The organism is Bacillus sp. FSL L8-0167, assembly GCF_038630295.1.
In the GTDB taxonomy this organism is placed as follows: Bacteria; Bacillota; Bacilli; order Bacillales; family Bacillaceae; genus Bacillus; species Bacillus safensis.
In genome coordinates this window covers 531,601-548,429 of the sequence record NZ_CP152027.1, presented here as the reverse complement: position 1 = coordinate 548,429, position 16,829 = coordinate 531,601, and the positions used below count along the sequence as shown (strand labels likewise).

General features: G+C 42.7%; 17 protein-coding genes and 7 tRNA genes. 3 read left to right on the top strand and 21 right to left on the bottom strand.

Annotation, left to right across the window (positions count from 1 at the left end):
- Positions 1 to 24: 24 nt before the first annotated feature.
- Positions 25 to 426, bottom strand: coding sequence for a MerR family transcriptional regulator (locus MHB66_RS02680; protein WP_008346757.1), 402 nt, complete (start codon positions 424 to 426; stop codon positions 25 to 27).
- Between the two features lie 219 nt (positions 427 to 645).
- Here MHB66_RS02680 and MHB66_RS02675 point away from each other — a divergent pair, with 219 nt between their 5' ends.
- Positions 646 to 1,695, top strand: a complete 1,050-nt coding sequence (locus MHB66_RS02675) for an NAD(P)-dependent alcohol dehydrogenase (protein ID WP_046313986.1) — start codon at positions 646 to 648, stop codon at positions 1,693 to 1,695.
- Between the two features lie 327 nt (positions 1,696 to 2,022).
- Positions 2,023 to 2,484, top strand: a complete 462-nt coding sequence (locus MHB66_RS02670) for a CarD family transcriptional regulator (RefSeq protein WP_101677100.1) — start codon at positions 2,023 to 2,025, stop codon at positions 2,482 to 2,484.
- A gap of 277 nt (positions 2,485 to 2,761) precedes the next feature.
- Here the strand turns inward: MHB66_RS02670 and MHB66_RS02665 are convergent, their stop codons facing one another.
- The 15 genes from MHB66_RS02665 to MHB66_RS02595 form a co-directional block, all read right to left on the bottom strand.
- Positions 2,762 to 2,965 (bottom strand): cold-shock protein, encoded by a 204-nt coding sequence (locus MHB66_RS02665; protein ID WP_003214229.1) that lies wholly within the window; start codon positions 2,963 to 2,965, stop codon positions 2,762 to 2,764.
- A gap of 367 nt (positions 2,966 to 3,332) precedes the next feature.
- Complete coding sequence (locus tag MHB66_RS02660; RefSeq protein ID WP_034284113.1) at positions 3,333 to 3,710, bottom strand: hypothetical protein; 378 nt, start codon at positions 3,708 to 3,710, stop codon at positions 3,333 to 3,335.
- 338 nt (positions 3,711 to 4,048) lie between these two features.
- Positions 4,049 to 4,132, bottom strand: a tRNA-Leu gene (locus tag MHB66_RS02655).
- A 48-nt stretch (positions 4,133 to 4,180) separates the two neighbouring features.
- Positions 4,181 to 4,263: transfer RNA gene (locus MHB66_RS02650), tRNA-Leu, on the bottom strand.
- Between the two features lie 7 nt (positions 4,264 to 4,270).
- Positions 4,271 to 4,346, bottom strand: a tRNA-Lys gene (locus tag MHB66_RS02645).
- 31 nt (positions 4,347 to 4,377) lie between these two features.
- Positions 4,378 to 4,452, bottom strand: a tRNA-Gln gene (locus MHB66_RS02640).
- 20 nt (positions 4,453 to 4,472) lie between these two features.
- Positions 4,473 to 4,544, bottom strand: a tRNA-Glu gene (locus MHB66_RS02635).
- A 9-nt stretch (positions 4,545 to 4,553) separates the two neighbouring features.
- Positions 4,554 to 4,644: transfer RNA gene (locus tag MHB66_RS02630), tRNA-Ser, on the bottom strand.
- 4 nt (positions 4,645 to 4,648) lie between these two features.
- Positions 4,649 to 4,723, bottom strand: a tRNA-Asn gene (locus tag MHB66_RS02625).
- A gap of 223 nt (positions 4,724 to 4,946) precedes the next feature.
- On the bottom strand, positions 4,947 to 6,794 hold the full coding sequence (locus MHB66_RS02620; protein WP_046313983.1) for a sigma-54-dependent Fis family transcriptional regulator: 1,848 nt from the start codon (positions 6,792 to 6,794) through the stop codon (positions 4,947 to 4,949).
- Between the two features lie 103 nt (positions 6,795 to 6,897).
- Positions 6,898 to 8,277, bottom strand: a complete 1,380-nt coding sequence (lpdA, locus tag MHB66_RS02615) for a dihydrolipoyl dehydrogenase (RefSeq protein ID WP_046313981.1) — start codon at positions 8,275 to 8,277, stop codon at positions 6,898 to 6,900.
- Between the two features lie 16 nt (positions 8,278 to 8,293).
- On the bottom strand, positions 8,294 to 9,424 hold the full coding sequence (locus MHB66_RS02610) for a dihydrolipoamide acetyltransferase family protein (RefSeq protein ID WP_046313979.1): 1,131 nt from the start codon (positions 9,422 to 9,424) through the stop codon (positions 8,294 to 8,296).
- Positions 9,425 to 9,441: 17 nt separating this feature from the next.
- Entirely contained in the window at positions 9,442 to 10,479 is a 1,038-nt protein-coding gene (locus MHB66_RS02605) for an alpha-ketoacid dehydrogenase subunit beta (protein ID WP_046313978.1), read from the bottom strand.
- A 19-nt stretch (positions 10,480 to 10,498) separates the two neighbouring features.
- Positions 10,499 to 11,476: a thiamine pyrophosphate-dependent dehydrogenase E1 component subunit alpha gene (locus MHB66_RS02600; RefSeq protein ID WP_034283940.1), complete on the bottom strand. Its 978-nt coding sequence runs from the start codon at positions 11,474 to 11,476 to the stop codon at positions 10,499 to 10,501.
- Positions 11,477 to 11,676: 200 nt separating this feature from the next.
- Positions 11,677 to 12,150, bottom strand: coding sequence for a SprT family protein (locus MHB66_RS02595; protein WP_046313976.1), 474 nt, complete (start codon positions 12,148 to 12,150; stop codon positions 11,677 to 11,679).
- Between the two features lie 98 nt (positions 12,151 to 12,248).
- Here MHB66_RS02595 and cmpA point away from each other — a divergent pair, with 98 nt between their 5' ends.
- The gene (gene cmpA / locus MHB66_RS02590; RefSeq protein WP_008346893.1) at positions 12,249 to 12,383 is read left to right on the top strand and encodes a cortex morphogenetic protein CmpA; all 135 of its coding nucleotides are present in this window, start codon (positions 12,249 to 12,251) and stop codon (positions 12,381 to 12,383) included.
- Between the two features lie 20 nt (positions 12,384 to 12,403).
- Here the strand turns inward: cmpA and MHB66_RS02585 are convergent, their stop codons facing one another.
- From MHB66_RS02585 to MHB66_RS02565, 5 genes are all read right to left on the bottom strand, one after another.
- On the bottom strand, positions 12,404 to 14,563 hold the full coding sequence (locus MHB66_RS02585; RefSeq protein ID WP_046313974.1) for a Tex family protein: 2,160 nt from the start codon (positions 14,561 to 14,563) through the stop codon (positions 12,404 to 12,406).
- A gap of 76 nt (positions 14,564 to 14,639) precedes the next feature.
- On the bottom strand, positions 14,640 to 15,239 hold the full coding sequence (locus MHB66_RS02580; protein WP_034283944.1) for a PP2C family serine/threonine-protein phosphatase: 600 nt from the start codon (positions 15,237 to 15,239) through the stop codon (positions 14,640 to 14,642).
- The gene (sigB, locus tag MHB66_RS02575; RefSeq protein ID WP_024427378.1) at positions 15,239 to 16,027 is read right to left on the bottom strand and encodes an RNA polymerase sigma factor SigB; all 789 of its coding nucleotides are present in this window, start codon (positions 16,025 to 16,027) and stop codon (positions 15,239 to 15,241) included. Before sigB ends, MHB66_RS02580 begins: the two co-directional genes overlap by 1 nt.
- Positions 15,993 to 16,481, bottom strand: a complete 489-nt coding sequence (rsbW, locus tag MHB66_RS02570; RefSeq protein ID WP_034283945.1) for an anti-sigma B factor RsbW — start codon at positions 16,479 to 16,481, stop codon at positions 15,993 to 15,995. Before rsbW ends, sigB begins: the two co-directional genes overlap by 35 nt.
- Positions 16,478 to 16,807 carry an anti-sigma factor antagonist gene (locus MHB66_RS02565; protein ID WP_024425392.1) on the bottom strand — a complete coding sequence of 110 codons (330 nt, stop codon included), beginning with the start codon at positions 16,805 to 16,807 and terminating at the stop codon, positions 16,478 to 16,480. Before MHB66_RS02565 ends, rsbW begins: the two co-directional genes overlap by 4 nt.
- Positions 16,808 to 16,829 lie beyond the last annotated feature (22 nt).

Genomic DNA, 16,829 nt, shown 5'->3' with positions numbered 1-16,829 from the left:
GATTTTTCACAGGTTTTTCTTCGTTTAATTAGAATGAGTTTTCAGCTGATGAGCGAGTTTTTTCTCATGATTGTGGATAATATCTTCATAACTTTCTATTTTGAAATCCAATCGTTTAATGGTCTCTTCGATTTCCTTTTGTTTTTGAACGAGTCTTTCTCGTTCATTGACCAAAATGTTTTTTCGCGAAGATAACGTATGATCATCATCCTCAAAAAATAAGGCTGTATATTCTCTAAGCGCATCAATCGAGAGCCCTGCATTTCTCATACACTTGATAAATTCGATCCATTGAAGATCATCCTCCGTATAATCACGAATCCCATGATCGTCACGTTTGATTTCCCTAATCAAACCAATATTCTCGTAATATCTAAGTGTCGCAGTGGATAAATCGAGCTGTTTTGCTGCTTGTGCTATTTTCATTGTGCCCTCCTTCTTTCTCTTACCTTCCGATCTCCCTTTCCTCATCATCTCCATTTTGAAAAAGAAAGCAAGATGCTTTTGGCTCAATTCTTGATATCAAGAATGTTGTAACAGCCTGGATTTATTATTACAGAAGGTTTTCTGTTGACTTATAGTTCACTTTAAGACGTACAGTATAGAGGAAAGAATCGAATCTTATTTTTGAAAGGATGATCAAGAATGTGTCAGACGCACCAATCAAACGTTTTAAGTGTATCACATGCAAAAGCGAATTTTGAACGGACGACCATTGAAAGAAGAGCGCTTCGTCCACATGATATTTTAATTGATATTCAATTTAGCGGGATCTGTCATTCAGATATCCACAGCGCTTTTGATGAATGGGGCGGCGGCATTTTCCCGATGGTTCCAGGTCATGAGATCACTGGGGTCGTTACAGCTGTAGGGGATGATGTGACGAAGTTTCAGATCGGAGACCGTGTAGGCGTTGGCTGCTTTGTGGATTCCTGCGGCACCTGTGAATATTGTCAAAATGGAGACGAGCAGTATTGCACAAAAGGGGTCGTCCAAACGTATAACAGCCGTGACTATGACGGGGAGCCGACTTATGGCGGCTACAGTCAAAAAATTGTCGTGACTGAACGATTTGTCGTCAGCATTCCTGATCAACTGTCCCTTGATGCCGCAAGCCCTCTTCTCTGTGCTGGCATTACAACTTATTCTCCATTAAAGCACTGGAAGGCAGGCCCTGGCAAAAAGGTTGCGATCGTCGGAATGGGCGGGCTCGGCCATGTTGCTATTCAATTCGCGAGTGCTCTAGGCGCTGAAGTGACGGTATTGAGCCGCTCTTTGAATAAAAAAGAAGAGGCCCTATCATTTGGTGCAAAAGACTATTTTGCTACAAGTGATCCTGATACGTTTCAGACACTAGCCGGTCAGTACGACCTTATTCTCAATACGGTCTCTGCCAACATTAACGTGGATGCCTATTTGTCCTTACTCCGTGTAGATGGAACCTTGGTGAACGTCGGTGCACCGCCTAAGCCGGATCAATTCCACGTCTTTTCATTAATTTCCGGCCGCCGCAGCATAGCTGGTTCACTCGTTGGCGGCATCCAAGAAACACAAGAAATGCTCGATTTCGCAGCTGCTCATAACATTGCGCCACAAATTGAAGTGATCAACGCTAATCAAGTTGATGAAGCGTATGAACGGGTGCTGAAAAGTGATGTTCGTTACCGGTTTGTGATTGATATTTCGACATTATGATCGGATTCTTTTTTGAAAGACTAGCTCAATGGCTGGTCTTTTTTTAACATGATTTCCTCATAAACAGCTGTTTACGTTTCAATGACTTGATACGGATATAAAGGCTGGCACCCGAGCTGTTATTGTGGATATCCTGTTTTTCTTATAGCGAGGAGGATATGTTCAAATGAAAAAAATCACATCCAAAATTCCCACAAAATAACCTCCCTTTTTTAGAACAAAATTTATTGACAACAAATAAATAAACATGTTATTATTAAAAATTTGATTATTTAACCTCTAAGTGTGGTACCCTTAAAGTAGATACATTATATGGAGGTGGATGATATGTTTCAAATTGGTGATAACATTGTTTATCCAATGCACGGAGCAGGTATAATTGAAGCCATAGAAGAAAAAGAATTCTCTGATGAAAAACAACAGTATTATGTGATTAAAATGTCAATCAGTCATATGAAAGTAATGATTCCAACACGGAAAATGTCAGGTTCACGTATTAGACCTGTTACAGATATACTGGCTTTAAAGAATGTAATGCACATTTTCCAGCATGGCAAATCAGATCAATTACTGACATGGAAAGAACGGCATACAATTAACACAAACAAAATAAAAACGGGTAACATCCAAGAAGGTGCTGAAGTTGTGCGTGATCTGATGCGTATGAGGAAAGAGAAAGCACTCAATGCAAGTGAAAAGAAAATGCTGGATGATGCCCATGAATTTTTGCTAAGTGAATTAGAAGTCATCAAAGGAATTACAGAAAAACAAATCAAAAGTTTCTGTTAAGAACCTCTTCCACACTCACCATTTTTGAATACAAGTTCTCTACGAACATGTCCATCCTTCAATTTATTAAAGAAAAAAAGAATTTATTTAGGCAAATTCCGCATATTGTAAATCCAATATGCTATACTGTTGATAAACCTTTGAAGCATGAATTTTTTTACGATTACCTTGTAACACCTCCCTACTTGTACGCTGAGTAGGGTTTTTTATTGAAAAAATGCGTGAAAGCATAAAAAAACAGGCTCTCTACAGAGAACCTGTTTTAAAAGGATGAAGATTAAGCAGTTTTTTGAACGTTAGCAGCTTGAGCTCCACGAGAACCTTGCTCTACGTCAAATGTTACTTTTTGACCTTCGTCTAAAGATTTGAATCCGTCACCTTGGATAGCTGAGAAATGTACGAATACATCGTCGCCTTCTTCACGTTCGATAAATCCAAAACCTTTTTCTGCGTTAAACCATTTTACTGTACCTTGTTCCATGTTTGTTGCCTCCTCGTGCGTATACCACACAATGTATTATACTATCCTTGCCCAAAGTATCCTCAAGACGAAAAGTCTTTCTTCATGCTATCCTTTACGCCGAACAAAAATAATTATTCTTATTGTAACATGAATCGGAAATAATTGCAATTTAGGATTTAAAAGAACAAAATCAACGATCCCACATAATTTTGTTCTTCTCTGACTTTAAGATAATTTTTTCTACAAAATGGACGTTCAATCTCGAAAGGAATAAACAAGTTCATAACGTCATTCCATTTTTCAGACATCTGTCAGTATTATTTAAAAGTGGTAATAACGAAAACATTACTGTACTCTTAGAAAATTGATGTCATTTCTATTTCAGCTAATATTCAACATTTTTATTCCTATCTATTATTAAAGTTACTATAAGACTAGCTACGCTGACTAAAGTTCCTGCGATAGAAACAACAATTGTCAAAAAGCCATCTGGAATAAAAAATCCTATTGGAATTAGTACCAGAAAAGAGAGAACAATAAAACATTGGTATACACCAGATATAGTTCTCACAATCAAGTTACTGAAAAAAGACATCACCAACGGAGGAATGAATAAAAAAACCACTATTCCAATTGATATTATTAAGATGCGAGGCTGATCAAATGAAATGACATTATCTCCAGGGGAATTTTGAGCAGCCACTAGCATAACAACTATAGACATCATTAGAGTAAGTAAAACTAGAGAAAACCTTTTTATCATGCTATAACTCCTTTTTCATATTGAATAGTTTTATAGGGACAGGCTAATTTAGTCAACCAATTTTTATGTTGACACAAATTGCTGTATTTTCTGGATAATCATGAATTGGTCATGAGCTTATAAATTTTTTGAAGTTGACCTTATGCAACTTAATTCCATTTTATCAAATTATCTCATCGAAACCTTTATTTAACAATATAAAAAATGAAAGGAAGCTAGAAGCTGAATAAAAGAATTTATTCATGATGTTCTTATGGACAACAACCGCATCATGACTGGTAACTATACTTTAGAGGATACAAAAAAAACCAAAGGTCTACAAACTTTGGTTTCTTAGATGCGGCCGAGAGGACTTGAACCTCCACGGGTTATTCACCCACTAGGCCCTCAACCTAGCGCGTCTGCCATTCCGCCACGACCGCGTGTATGATGTGCTCATATATTCATAAGTGCACTGTTTGAAAAAACAATGCGGGTGAAGGGACTTGAACCCCCACGTCATAAAGACACTAGATCCTAAGTCTAGCGCGTCTGCCAATTCCGCCACACCCGCGTGACAATGGTGAGCCATGAAGGACTCGAACCTTCGACCCTCTGATTAAAAGTCAGATGCTCTACCAACTGAGCTAATGGCTCATCTGCTATGCAGAAAAACATATATAAAAAATGGCTGGGCTAGCTGGATTCGAACCAACGCATGACGGAGTCAAAGTCCGTTGCCTTACCGCTTGGCTATAGCCCAACGAATCAAAAAACAAAACATGACCCGTACGGGATTCGAACCCGTGTTACCGCCGTGAAAGGGCGGTGTCTTAACCGCTTGACCAACGGGCCATACAATAATGGCGGAGAAGGAGGGATTTGAACCCTCGCGCCGCTTACACGACCTACACCCTTAGCAGGGGCGCCTCTTCAGCCACTTGAGTACTTCTCCATTATGGCTCCGCAGGTAGGACTCGAACCTACGACCGATCGGTTAACAGCCGATAGCTCTACCACTGAGCTACTGCGGAATAATAAGACATGTTTCATTATATCTATGCCAGAAAAATGTGTCAAGAATTTTTAAGTGTTTCATTCCTGTCTCATTAGCGACGACTTTTATAATTTAACATATACTAATATAACAGTCAAGCCTTTCTTCCTTCCTTTTTGTTTTCTGTTTAGACATGACAGAAAGACCCCGACCTCTAATTGAAAGACCAAGGCCTCCTTGCTGCTGCGCTCTTTATGGGTTCATGACAGCTTATACTTCCGCATCCACTTGTAAAAGGTGCTTCTTGGCACGCCTGCTGACCTCGCTGCTTCTGACACATGGCCCTTCGTTTTGTGAAGTGCGTCTATCACTGTTTGCTTTTGAATGCGTTCCCTAAACGTGAGTTCTTTTGGATTCTCGGTATACTCTGGTAGATGCAGCTTCTGCTTTTCCTGATCCATCGCCTCTAATACCGCCGCATATTGCGATTCACTAATCCATCCTCCTTTAGGAAACAGTACCCTTATATGTTCAAACAGATTAAAAAGCTCTCGTATATTTCCTGGCCAATGGTACGCTTCAAGCTTACGAAAAAATGATTCAGGAAATGCTGCATTCCATTGGTGTTTCTTTTGGTAGTAACGATATAAATCAACAATGTCTTCTTTTCTTTCCCTAAGCGGCGGGATGTTGATTGGGTAGACATGAAGTCGGTAATACAAATCTTCTCGTATTTTACCTTCCTTCAACAGTTCGTTCATATTTCGGTGTGTCGCTGTAATGATTCTAATATCCAAAGGGATTTCGTGTGTCCCGCCGAGCGGTACGACTTTCCTTTCTTCAATGACCCTAAGAAGCGCCACTTGCATCGCATAAGGGATTTCTCCAATTTCGTCTAAAAAGAGCGTTCCTTTTTGCGCCTGTTCAAACTTCCCCTTTGCTCCATGACGTTTTGCCCCTGTAAAAGCCCCTTCAGCATAACCAAATAGTTCGCTTTCTAACAGGCTTTCAGGTATGGCTCCACAATTAACGGCAATAAACGGTCCTTCATGTCTTTCACTAGCTAAGTGAATCGCTCGAGCGGCCAGTTCTTTCCCTGTACCTGTTTCTCCCCAAATATATACATTTGCATCTGTTTGTGCCGCTCGTTTTATTTTGCTGAGCGTCTGTTGAAATACCGTACTTGTTCCAGATTCCCCGGGAAATTGAGCAAAAGAAACGGTTATATTGCTCTTTGCTGCTTCTTCAAGCGAAAAAGACATCCCAAGCAGCTTCCCGTCCTGTTCTGACTGAATGATCTGCTTGTCCCGTGTAACAAATGTATCACCCGTGAGCAGCTCAACATCCATTCCATACCAGTCTGAAAATCGGTCTCTAATTGGCTTACTTGCCAAAACAATCTGCTTTTTCTCATTACAGACAACATACGGCTCGTCATCTTCCACCTGCTGGAGACAATGACTGATCAGCTCCATCTCTTTCCTTTTTTGCTGGACCTGAATTTCTCTCTCTATGGCATATGCAACTGTTGAAGCCATCCCAAGCATAAAAGGATGCCTTTGATCCGCCATACAGGAGATATCAATGACTCCTATGATCGTGCCGTCTGCATCACGAATAGGGGCCGCTGAACAACTCCAATGGTGGGAAGCGACTGAAAAATGCTCAGTTCCGTTGATCGCTACAGCTTCCCCAATGACCAGTGCCGTTCCAATAGCGTTCGTCCCCACATCGGCTTCGGTCCAGCGCGCGCCCTCCATAAAATTTATTTTTTTCGCTTCGACCAGCGTCCTTTGGCTTCCAGTCAGACTTAGCACATAACCATCTGCATCGATGAGTAAAGCCATCATGTCAGATTCTTTTAATTGCTGACTGATTTTATTTAAGTAAGGAAGAGCGGCATTTAGAAAGAGTGAGTACTTCTTTTTTTGAACACTGAATAATTCCTTTTCTAACAACGACTGTCCTTTATCTAAATACGGGTTCACATTTGCCTGTTTACATCTGTGCCATGACTCCATCACTCTCTTATCCAGACGAGACCTATCAAGCAAACCTTCATGAACAAAACGTTTCCAAGTATTTAAATAACAAGGCGTCGGATTCATTCCATCCTCTCCTCTGGGGGCTTTTTATCCATTATAGATAATTATAAAAGCGCTTTCAATTATTGGCTGACCCAGGAAGTCATTCGGATAGAAGGTTTCTCTATCAGCAGTGCACCGCTCGTCCATTTGTTTGCAGCAAGGCTTCGTGTATCGCCTCAGAGAGTGTCGGATGTGCCGCAATAAACTGCTCTAATGTATCAGCTGTCAACTCTGTATGCATCATCACCGCCGCTTGTCCAATCAGTTCTGTGGCATTCGGTCCGATGATGGATACACCTAAAATTTCTTGATATTGCGGTTCGACAATGACCTTTACTTGACCAGCTGGCTGATTTAAAATTAGTGCTTTTCCATTTGCAGAGAATGCGAATGTCCCTATCCGAATCTCCCCATATTGTTTTCTAGCATTCTCTTCATTTAAACCGACACTAGCGATTTCTGGAGACGTGTAGATGCACCTTGGAATCACGTGTTCATTGACCTTTACATCTTCCCCTGATGCATGTGATGCCGCAATCGTTCCTTCATGAAAAGCAGCATGAGCAAGCTGAACGCCGCCTGTCACATCACCGCACGCATAGATATGCGGGAGATTGGTTTGCATATGCTCATTCACGCAGATGCCGTTCCTATCAAATTCAATGCCGATCTGCTCAAGATTCAGCTCTTCCAGCCTCGGCTTTCTGCCAATGGCGACTAAACAATGATCAGACTGGATGTCACAGCGCTCCCCATGAACCTTCTCAACGACCACTTTTTTTGAGCTTGCATCAAGCTGTTTGACTGCTGCTGATGTCAAAATCTCTACACCTGCTTTTTGAAGCTGATCGTAAAGACAGTTAGCTGTATCGTGATCTTCTTCAGGTAAAATGTGTGCTGCCTGCTCCACCATGACAACCTTTGATCCCATTCTGCTAAAGATGCTTGCAAACTCACAGCCGATCACCCCTCCACCAATGATACAAAGCGAATCTGGTATTGAAGGGAGCGTCATGGCATCCTTACTATCAATGATCCACTCTCTATCAAATGGGGCGAAAGGTAAAGCAGCAGGTTCTGATCCCGTAGCAATAATGAATTGTTTGGCTTGAATGATTTCAGATTTCCCTTCACTTTCTATCAATAGCTCATGAGCTGAAAGAAATGATGCTTTCCCATTTAACACGCTGATTTTGTTTTTATTCATCAAATAACGAACGCCATCAGTCAACTGCTTGACGACTGACCGCTTCCGCTTTTGAACGGCATCCCAATGAATGACAGGCTCCTTCCCTGGAAGCTCAATTCCAAAATGTCCAGCTGATTTCACATGCTCGTACATATCGGCGCTTTGCAAAAGTGCTTTCGTTGGAATACAGCCTTCATTCAGGCAGGTCCCTCCTAACAGGCCTTGGTCGATTAGTACAACCTCTCTGTCAAATCGGGCGGCTGTAATTGCCGCCACATATCCTGCTGGCCCGCCTCCTATAATGACAAGCGTCATTCAATTCACCTTCTTCCTATAAAAGAATGGATACTGGATTTTCTAAATACGTTTTAACAGTTGATAAAAATTGTGATGCCGGCGCTCCGTCCAGCACGCGGTGATCAAATGTCAGACTGAGTGGCAGGATCGTCCCTTTACATAATTCATTCCCATGATAAACAGGCATGTGATCCGCTTTGCCAACGCCAAGAATACCTGCTTCCGGCGGATTCAAAATCGGTGTAAAATGTTCCACACCATAGGCACCTAGGTTAGTGATTGTAAAGGTAGAGCCTTCAATTTCATCGTGAAGAAGTCTGCCTTCACGTGCTTTTTTGCCATACGATTTGATACTCTTCGCCAGCTCAATAAGTGAAAGTTTTTCCGCATGCCGAATAACAGGCACTGCCAGACCGTGATCTAAAGCAGCAGCGATTCCAAGATGTACATACTCAAAAGTTTCGACTCTATCATTCTGATATTGACTGTTCATTGCAGGATGCTCTAGCAGGGAAAGAATCACTGCTTTGGCTACAAAATCGGTCATGGTTAATTTCATATCGTGTCGTGCTGCGGCTGTTTCGTTCAACTCAGACTGTAATGCTGTCAGCTTTGTCACATCCGCTTTCATCGTTATTGTTAATTGTGCACTTGTTTGCAGGCTTTCCATCATTCGCGAGGCAATGGTTTTCCGCATCATGCTGACTGGCTGATGCTTTGGTTCATTTTGTTGGTTTTCTTTTTCATCAGGAAGTGCCCGAAGCACATCCGCTTTCGTGATTCTCCCATCTGGCCCTGTTCCCACTAAAGTATGAATATCCAGATTAGCGCTTTGAGCAATCTTACGTGCCACAGGGGAGATTTTCTTTCTCACTTTCTTTTGTTTTGGCAGCAGGTCTTTTTCTTTCTTTTCCTCGACCTGTTCATTTCCTTCACCGATATAGCAGATGACCGTGCCAGGCGGTACACCTTCTCCCTCAGGCACTTTTATATCCAATATGGTTCCTTCTGCAGGTGATTCGATCTCCATTTCAATTTTTTCAGAGTTGATGCTTGCAATGCTTTCCCCTTTATTTACGGTTTCTCCGACCTCTTTATTCCAGACAGATACCGTTCCTTCTTTCATTGACATGCCCAATTTCGGCATCACAACCTCGACAGCCATCTCCCTCTCTCCTTTCTTTAGTTCAAGATCTTGTCATGACTCTTTCCAACCATCTCTAATACGGTGTTCACAACCTTATCAGGTGTCGGCAAATAGATATCTTCAAGCGGTGGTGAAAACGGAACCGGTGTATGAGGAGCCGTCACTTTTTTGATTGGAGCGTCAAGTAAATCGAATCCTTTATCCGCAACCAGAGAAGAAATATCTGCGGCAATTCCGCACCTTGGATTTGCTTCATCTACAATGACAAGCCGATTTGTTTTTTCTACTGAAGTTAGAATGGCTTCTTCATCGAGCGGCGACAAGCTTCTTGGATCAATGACCTCTGCTTCAATTCCACGTGTAGCTAATTGCTCTGCCGCTTCGAGTGCTGTATGAACTTGTTTGCCTACCGCAAAAATGGTCACATCTGAGCCTTCTCTTTTCACCTCTGCTTTACCAAGCGGCAGCGTGTAGTATCGCTCTGGAACATCTCCTGTGATATTGTAAAGCGTTTTATCTTCAAAAAAGATGACAGGGTCCTGATCCTCGATGGCTGCCAGCAGCAATCCTTTGGCATCGTATGGTGAAGAAGGCACCACTACTTTCAATCCAGGGATGCTTGTAAATAGCGCATACAAGCTTTGCGAATGCTGAGCAGCTGCTCTAAAACCCGCCCCATGTGTCGTTCTGATCGTGATCGGTACCTCTGCTTTTCCGCCAAACATGTATCGGAATTTTGCTCCTTGATTCAGCACTTGGTCCAGACAGGTGCCGATAAAATCATTAAACATGAGTTCTGCAATTGGTCTTAGCCCTGTGGAAGCTGCTGCCATGGCCGCACCTACATAGCCAGCTTCACTAATCGGTGTGTCAAGAACTCGCTCACGTCCAAACTCCTGAACGATTCCTTTCGTTACACCAAGCACACCGCCCCATGCTTCATCATCCTGTAAGTGATCGACATGAGCACCTCCAGCAACATCTTCTCCCATTAAAATGACATCCTCGTCTCTTCTCATGGCAAGTTTAATCGCTTCATTTAATGCACTAGACATGCTGATTTCTCTTGTCATTTTCCTCTCCCCCTTTGATTTATTGATACGAAACATACACGTCGGTCAATAATTCGGTCTGATCTGGATATTCACTTTCTTCACTGAATGTAACGGCTTCATCTATCGCTTCTGCTACAGCCGCTTCAATCTTTGATAGCTCCCCATTCGTCAGCAGCTGCTGCTTGATTAATTCATTTTTAAAAAGAGCGATCGCATCTCTCTCTTCTTGGTGTTCTGTTTTTTCTTGATTGGTTTTGTAACGCTGGGCGTCTCCTTCGAAATGGCCATAATTCCGATATGTCATGCATTCAATCAATGTTGGACCTTCTCCATTTTTTGCTCGTTCAATTGCTTGTTCTGCGGCTTGATAAACGGCCATCACATCTTTTCCATCTACTTGAATCCCAGGAATGTCATAACCGGCCGCTCGATCCACGATTGATTTGCAGCTTGAAGCATAAGAAAATGGTGTCGCTTCCCCGTATCCATTGTTTTCTGCAATGAAAATGACGGGCAGTTTCCAGATGGCCGCGAGATTGATTCCTTCGTGGAAAGTCCCTTGATTGTTTGCACCATCTCCAAAAAAGCAAACGCTTACATTTTCTGTCTTTTTATATTTGGCTGTGAGGGCTGCCCCGCACGCAAGAGGAAAGCCGCCTCCAACAATTCCGTTGGCACCGAGCATTCCTTTATCAAAATCTGCAATGTGCATGGATCCGCCTTTGCCTTTACAGAGACCTGTGGCTTTCCCATAGATTTCTGCCATCATTCCTTTTAGATCACAGCCTTTCGCTATACAGTGGCCGTGGCCCCGGTGTGTACTTGTAATACTGTCTTTTTCATTCAGATGAGCACAGACTCCTACGGCAACAGCTTCTTCGCCAGCATAAAGATGGACAAACCCCGGCAAAATTCCTTTTGTAAAAAGCGTGTGCACCCGGTCTTCAAATTGGCGGATTTCCTGCATCTTTTGATACATCCATACGGCTTTTTCTTTACTCAATGCCATTTCCATTTAGTAAAACCTCCTATCTTTTTTGCTTGCACTTCTATACAAGCAAAAATCGTGCCAACATGACGACGCATAAACACTTAGGCTTTGTCTGAATCACACCGATGAAAAAAGAGACAAAATGAGACATGCGTCTCTTTTTGTCTCAATATGTCCACACATCAATTGGAACAAAAAAAAGCATCCCCGTAGAGGAATGCTTATCACAATGAATCGATTGTGCGCAGCCACTTTAATTTTCCTTTGCAGACGCCGCATACATAACGAGAGGTATCAAACCGTCTTTTCCTTATAAAAGACCGGCCGCATCCTGTGCAAATATATTCATGGCGTTTCCCCGCACGGCGCTTATTTTGTACGGTCTTTAGCGGTGTACAAAAACGCGGGGCTCCTACTTGCTTTAATAACGCTTTAAAATCACGGTCGCGATGCTGATAGCCCTTTCCTTCAAGATGCAGATGATAATGACACAGCTCATGCTTGATGATTCCGATTAATTCTTCTCGTCCATGCTCCTCTAGGTATCGGCGGTTTAGTTCAATGTTGTGTGTACCAAGTAAATATCGCCCGCCTGTCGTTTTTAACCGGTCATTAAAAACAGCCTGATGGCGGAATGTCTTGCCAAAGAACTGCTGGGAAATGTGCTCTGTTAACTGCTGTAGCTCTTTCTCGTTCAATCAGATCGTTCCTTTCTATAAAAACCTCGAACGGGACAATTTCCCCTATGCATACATTGAAGGTACATCCACTGTTTCGACCAAAGGAGGAATGGGCGATGCCCAACTGGCTGAAAAATCAGATGCAGAAGGCATTTTATGAGAAAAATCATTATCAAATCAAATTGCTGAATCAATGCTGGTACTTTTATAGAAAAAAACATTCAGTCACATCAAGGCACACCCCATCCTAAGGTGCGCCTCATTTTTTTGTTTACTCTGGTTTCAGCATGGAGAGGGCAACGCGGCCTTTTGCCTGGTCAACAGAGTCCACCCATACGGTCACAATGTCACCAACTGATACAACATCAAGCGGATGCTTCACAAAACGGTTGCTTAGCTTAGAAATATGCACAAGCCCATCCTGCTTTACGCCTATATCAACGAATGCGCCGAAGTCTACAACGTTTCTCACCGTTCCTTGCAGCTCCATTCCTTGCTTCAAGTCTTCCAATTTCAACACATCTGTTTTGAGCAGCGGTTTTGGTACTTCATCCCGCGGATCGCGCTCAGGCCTTGTCAGCTGATCAATGATATCTTGAAGTGTAATGGTCCCAATGTCCAGCTGCTGGGCTGCTTCGTCCAGTTTAACTTCAGCAATTTTCTCTTTTAACTGCTCTGTGCCAAGATCGTCTGGTGTCATGTTGATCATGCGTAAAAACTGTTTTGTTTCTTTATAGCTCTCAGGGTGAATACCTGTACGATCAAGCGGGTCTTGTCCATCTGTAATGCGAAGGAAACCGATACACTGCTCATATGTCTTAGCACCGAGCCTTGGAATATCCTTCAATTCTTTTCTGCTTGTGAATCTCCCAATCTCTTCGCGGCGCTTGATGATATTCCCTGCGACGGCTTTTGAAAGGCCTGATACGTATTGCAGCAGCGCCTGTGAGGCTGTATTGACGTTCACACCGACTTGGTTGACGACTGTCTCAACAACGAAGGTTAACGAGCTGTTTAATTGCTTTTGACTCACGTCATGCTGGTATTGGCCCACACCGACAGACTTCGGATCAATTTTCACGAGCTCTGCTAAAGGATCTTGTAATCTTCTAGCGATTGAGATGGCGCTTCGTTCTTCGACTTGCAGATCTGGAAACTCTTCTCGTGCCAGCGCTGATGCGGAGTATACACTTGCTCCAGCTTCATTCACGATCAAATAAGACACCGGCTGATCCAGCTCTTGAATCAAGTCTGCAATGAATTGTTCTGTCTCTCTTGAGGCTGTTCCGTTTCCAATCGCAATGACTTCAATGTTTGATGATTGAATGATCTCTTTGACTTTTTGTTTCGCTTCCGCTTTTTTCTGCACGGGCGGATGCGGGTAAATGACGCCAATATGATGGACTTTGCCTGTATCATCCACGACAGCTAATTTACAGCCTGTCCGAAATGCGGGGTCGACTCCAAGTACACGCTTCCCTTTCATCGGCGGCTGAAGCAGCAGTTTTCTTAAGTTTTCAGCAAAAATATGAATCGCTTGTTCCTCTGCTTTTTCTGTCAGCTCTTTTCGTATTTCTCGTTCGATGGAAGGCTGAATGAGGCGTTTATACGCATCATCGATTGCCGCTTCAATAAACGGTCTCGCCGTCGTCTGTCTGCCTTTTAGAACTTGTTTGTCGAGATAGAAGCGAATATTTTCAGCAGGTGGTTCGATGGCTGCCTTTAAAATGCCCTCTTTCTCCCCGCGGTTGACTGCTAGTACACGGTGCGGAACAATCTTTTTGATTGGCTCTTGATAATCGTAATACATTTCATAGACGTTTTTCTCATCGCTTTCGACGTCTTTTCCTGATGTGACCAGACTGCCCTTTTGGTACGTTTCACTGCGAATCCATTTTCGCATATCTGGATCATCTGCGAGCTGTTCAGCAACGATGTGCTGCGCACCCTCAAGTGCCTCTTCTACATTTGTTACTTCTTTTTCTTCGTTAATAAAAGCAGCTGCCTTCTTCTCGACCTGATCGCTTGGCAGCGTGAGTAAATATTCCGCCAGCGGCTCCAGCCCTTTTGCTTTGGCTACATTCGCCTTTGTTTTGCGCTTTTGTTTGAATGGCCTGTATAAATCTTCGACCTCTTGCAGTTTATGAGCCTGCTCAATTTTCAGTTTTAATTCATCGGTTAGTTTGTCTTGTTCAGCAATTAAGCGAATGACTTCTTCTTTTCGGTTCGTGACATTTTGAATATATGTATAGCGCTCTGAAATGGTTTGAATTTGCACCTCATCCAGTGAGCCTGTCTGCTCTTTCCGATAACGGGCAATAAACGGGACGGTGTTGCCATCCTCTAAGAGCTTGATCACACTTTCAATTTGTTTTGTTGAAAGCTTTAATTCTGTCGCAATTTGTTTCAATAAAAAGTCAGATGTCTTCATACTTTGCATCCTCTCACTGTGTCTTCTCTTTTAGTGTATCAAAAAAACCGGCAAAACAGAAAAAAGGTCAGCTATTTTACGTGAGCTGACCAAGTACATAGGTGAGATCGTCCTTTTTGTCTTGTGTGTATGTTTCAAGCTGTTTGGCGATGTCTTCAACTGAATGTCCATGCTTTAAACACATGCGCATGTTTGGCACATTCAGTCCGTCTGAATACATAATGAATATCGATCCTTTTTCGTAGGAATAGGTGTATGTTTTATATTTTCTAGGTTTCCCTGATAAGTATCCTGATGTCGGAAGTGGATAAATATAGTCGCCAGAAGGTGCATTCAAGATAAACCGAATATTGCCAACCGAACAATAGGTAAATTGCTGCTGGGAAAAATTCACCTTTAATATGGCCACAGTGGCCCCGCGTTTATTTTTCATAGCCTGATTGCATCTGTCGATGAGGGCCGCCACATCCTCATGTCCATATTCTTCGACAATTTCGCTGACTAAAGAAGATGATTCATTGGCGTACTGGCCGCTGCCTAATCCGTCTGCTACAGCACAAATTAGTTCTTCATCATCTGCTTTAATAAAAAAACTGTCCCCGCAGCATGGTTTTCCTTCTTTATTCGATTGATAGATAATGGCGTTTACATGCTCATGCTGTTCAATCTGTTTCATTACCCTAGCTCCATAGACGCATCTTCTGATAATGCATCTCGCAGTTTTTTCACTGCCTTCCGCTGAAGTCTCGATACATGCATTTGAGATATGCCAAGTAAATCGCCTGTCTCTTTCTGACTCTTATTTTGCAAGTAAGTCAGATTGATAATCTCTTTTTCTCTATCCGACAGCACATGAAGCACACTCTCAAGCATCATTTTTTGATTCACACGTTCGTAGCCCTCTTCCTGTGAGCCGACAACGTCTAAAATCGTCACAGTACTTCCTTCAGAATCAGCCTCTACGCCTTGGTCAACAGACAGCGCTTGATAGCTTTTGCCCATCTCCATGGTTTCAAGTACTTCTTCTTCTGTTACATCTAAGTATTCTGCAATTTCTTGGACTTTAGGTGATTTCTGTGTCTCTGTTGTCAAATGATCAACTGCCATTTTGATTCTTGGTCCAAGCTCTTTGATCCGCCTTGGTACATGGACACTCCATGTCTTATCTCGTAAAAAGCGTTTGATTTCCCCGATGATGGTTGGAATGGCAAAGGCTTCAAATGATTTACCGACGAGCGGGTCGTATCGTTTAATGGCGCCAAGTAAACCAATCATGCCAACTTGTCTGAGGTCCTCATGAAAGCTTTTTCCTTTAGAATATTTTTTCGCCAGCATATCAACCAAGTTTGTATAGCATTCGACCAGCGTGAGCTGCGCCTGCTCGTCTTGATTGGTTTGATAGCTTTGGATGAGGCGGTCTACTTCATCTTTAGTTAGTTTCATAGTTTTGGATGGTTGTGTCATGGTCAACTCGCTCCCTGTTTAAAAACTTTGTCATCGCCACGGTAACTCCGGAGTTTGCTTGCACCTCGACTTCATCCATCAATGTTTGCATTAAGTATAAACCAAGACCTCCTTCTGCCAATTGATCCACCGTATGAGCAGATGTGTACGGTCCCAGGTCTTCCTGTTTTTGCTTAAAGTCAAAGCTACCGCCTTTGTCAGCGACAATGATTTCTAGACGATCCTCGTAGACAAGAAAGCGAACAGCCACCTCTCCATCTTCGCCGTCTTCACCTTTATAGGCATGCTGAACTGCATTTGTACAGGCCTCACTGACGGCAATTTTTAAGTCCTCAATCTCTTCATAGACATAGCCCATCCGGCTCGCTACGCCTGACAGAGTCAAACGAATGATGCCTACATATTCTGGTTTTGCCGGTATTTTCATCTCGATTCGATCTACTGATTCGTTCATTGTACCCCACCCTCTGACTTTGCAGAAATGTCAATGATGTCCTTTAATCCAGTGATTTCAAACAACCTTACAAGCCGTTCTGACAAGTTCTCAAGCTTTAATGTGCCACCTGCTTTTTGAGCCGCTTTAAACAGCCCAACGAATACACCTAAACCTGTACTATCCATATACGTAACATCCTTTAGGCAGATTTCAAGATGCTCTCCCGCCTCAGCTTTAGGCATGAGCGTTTCTCTTAGCTCAGGAGCGGAGTACACATCAATTTCTCCGCTGACACTGATTTTCGTTTTTTGATCTATTTGATGCTCTTTTACAGACATATTCATTATGCATTCACCTCGAAATTCT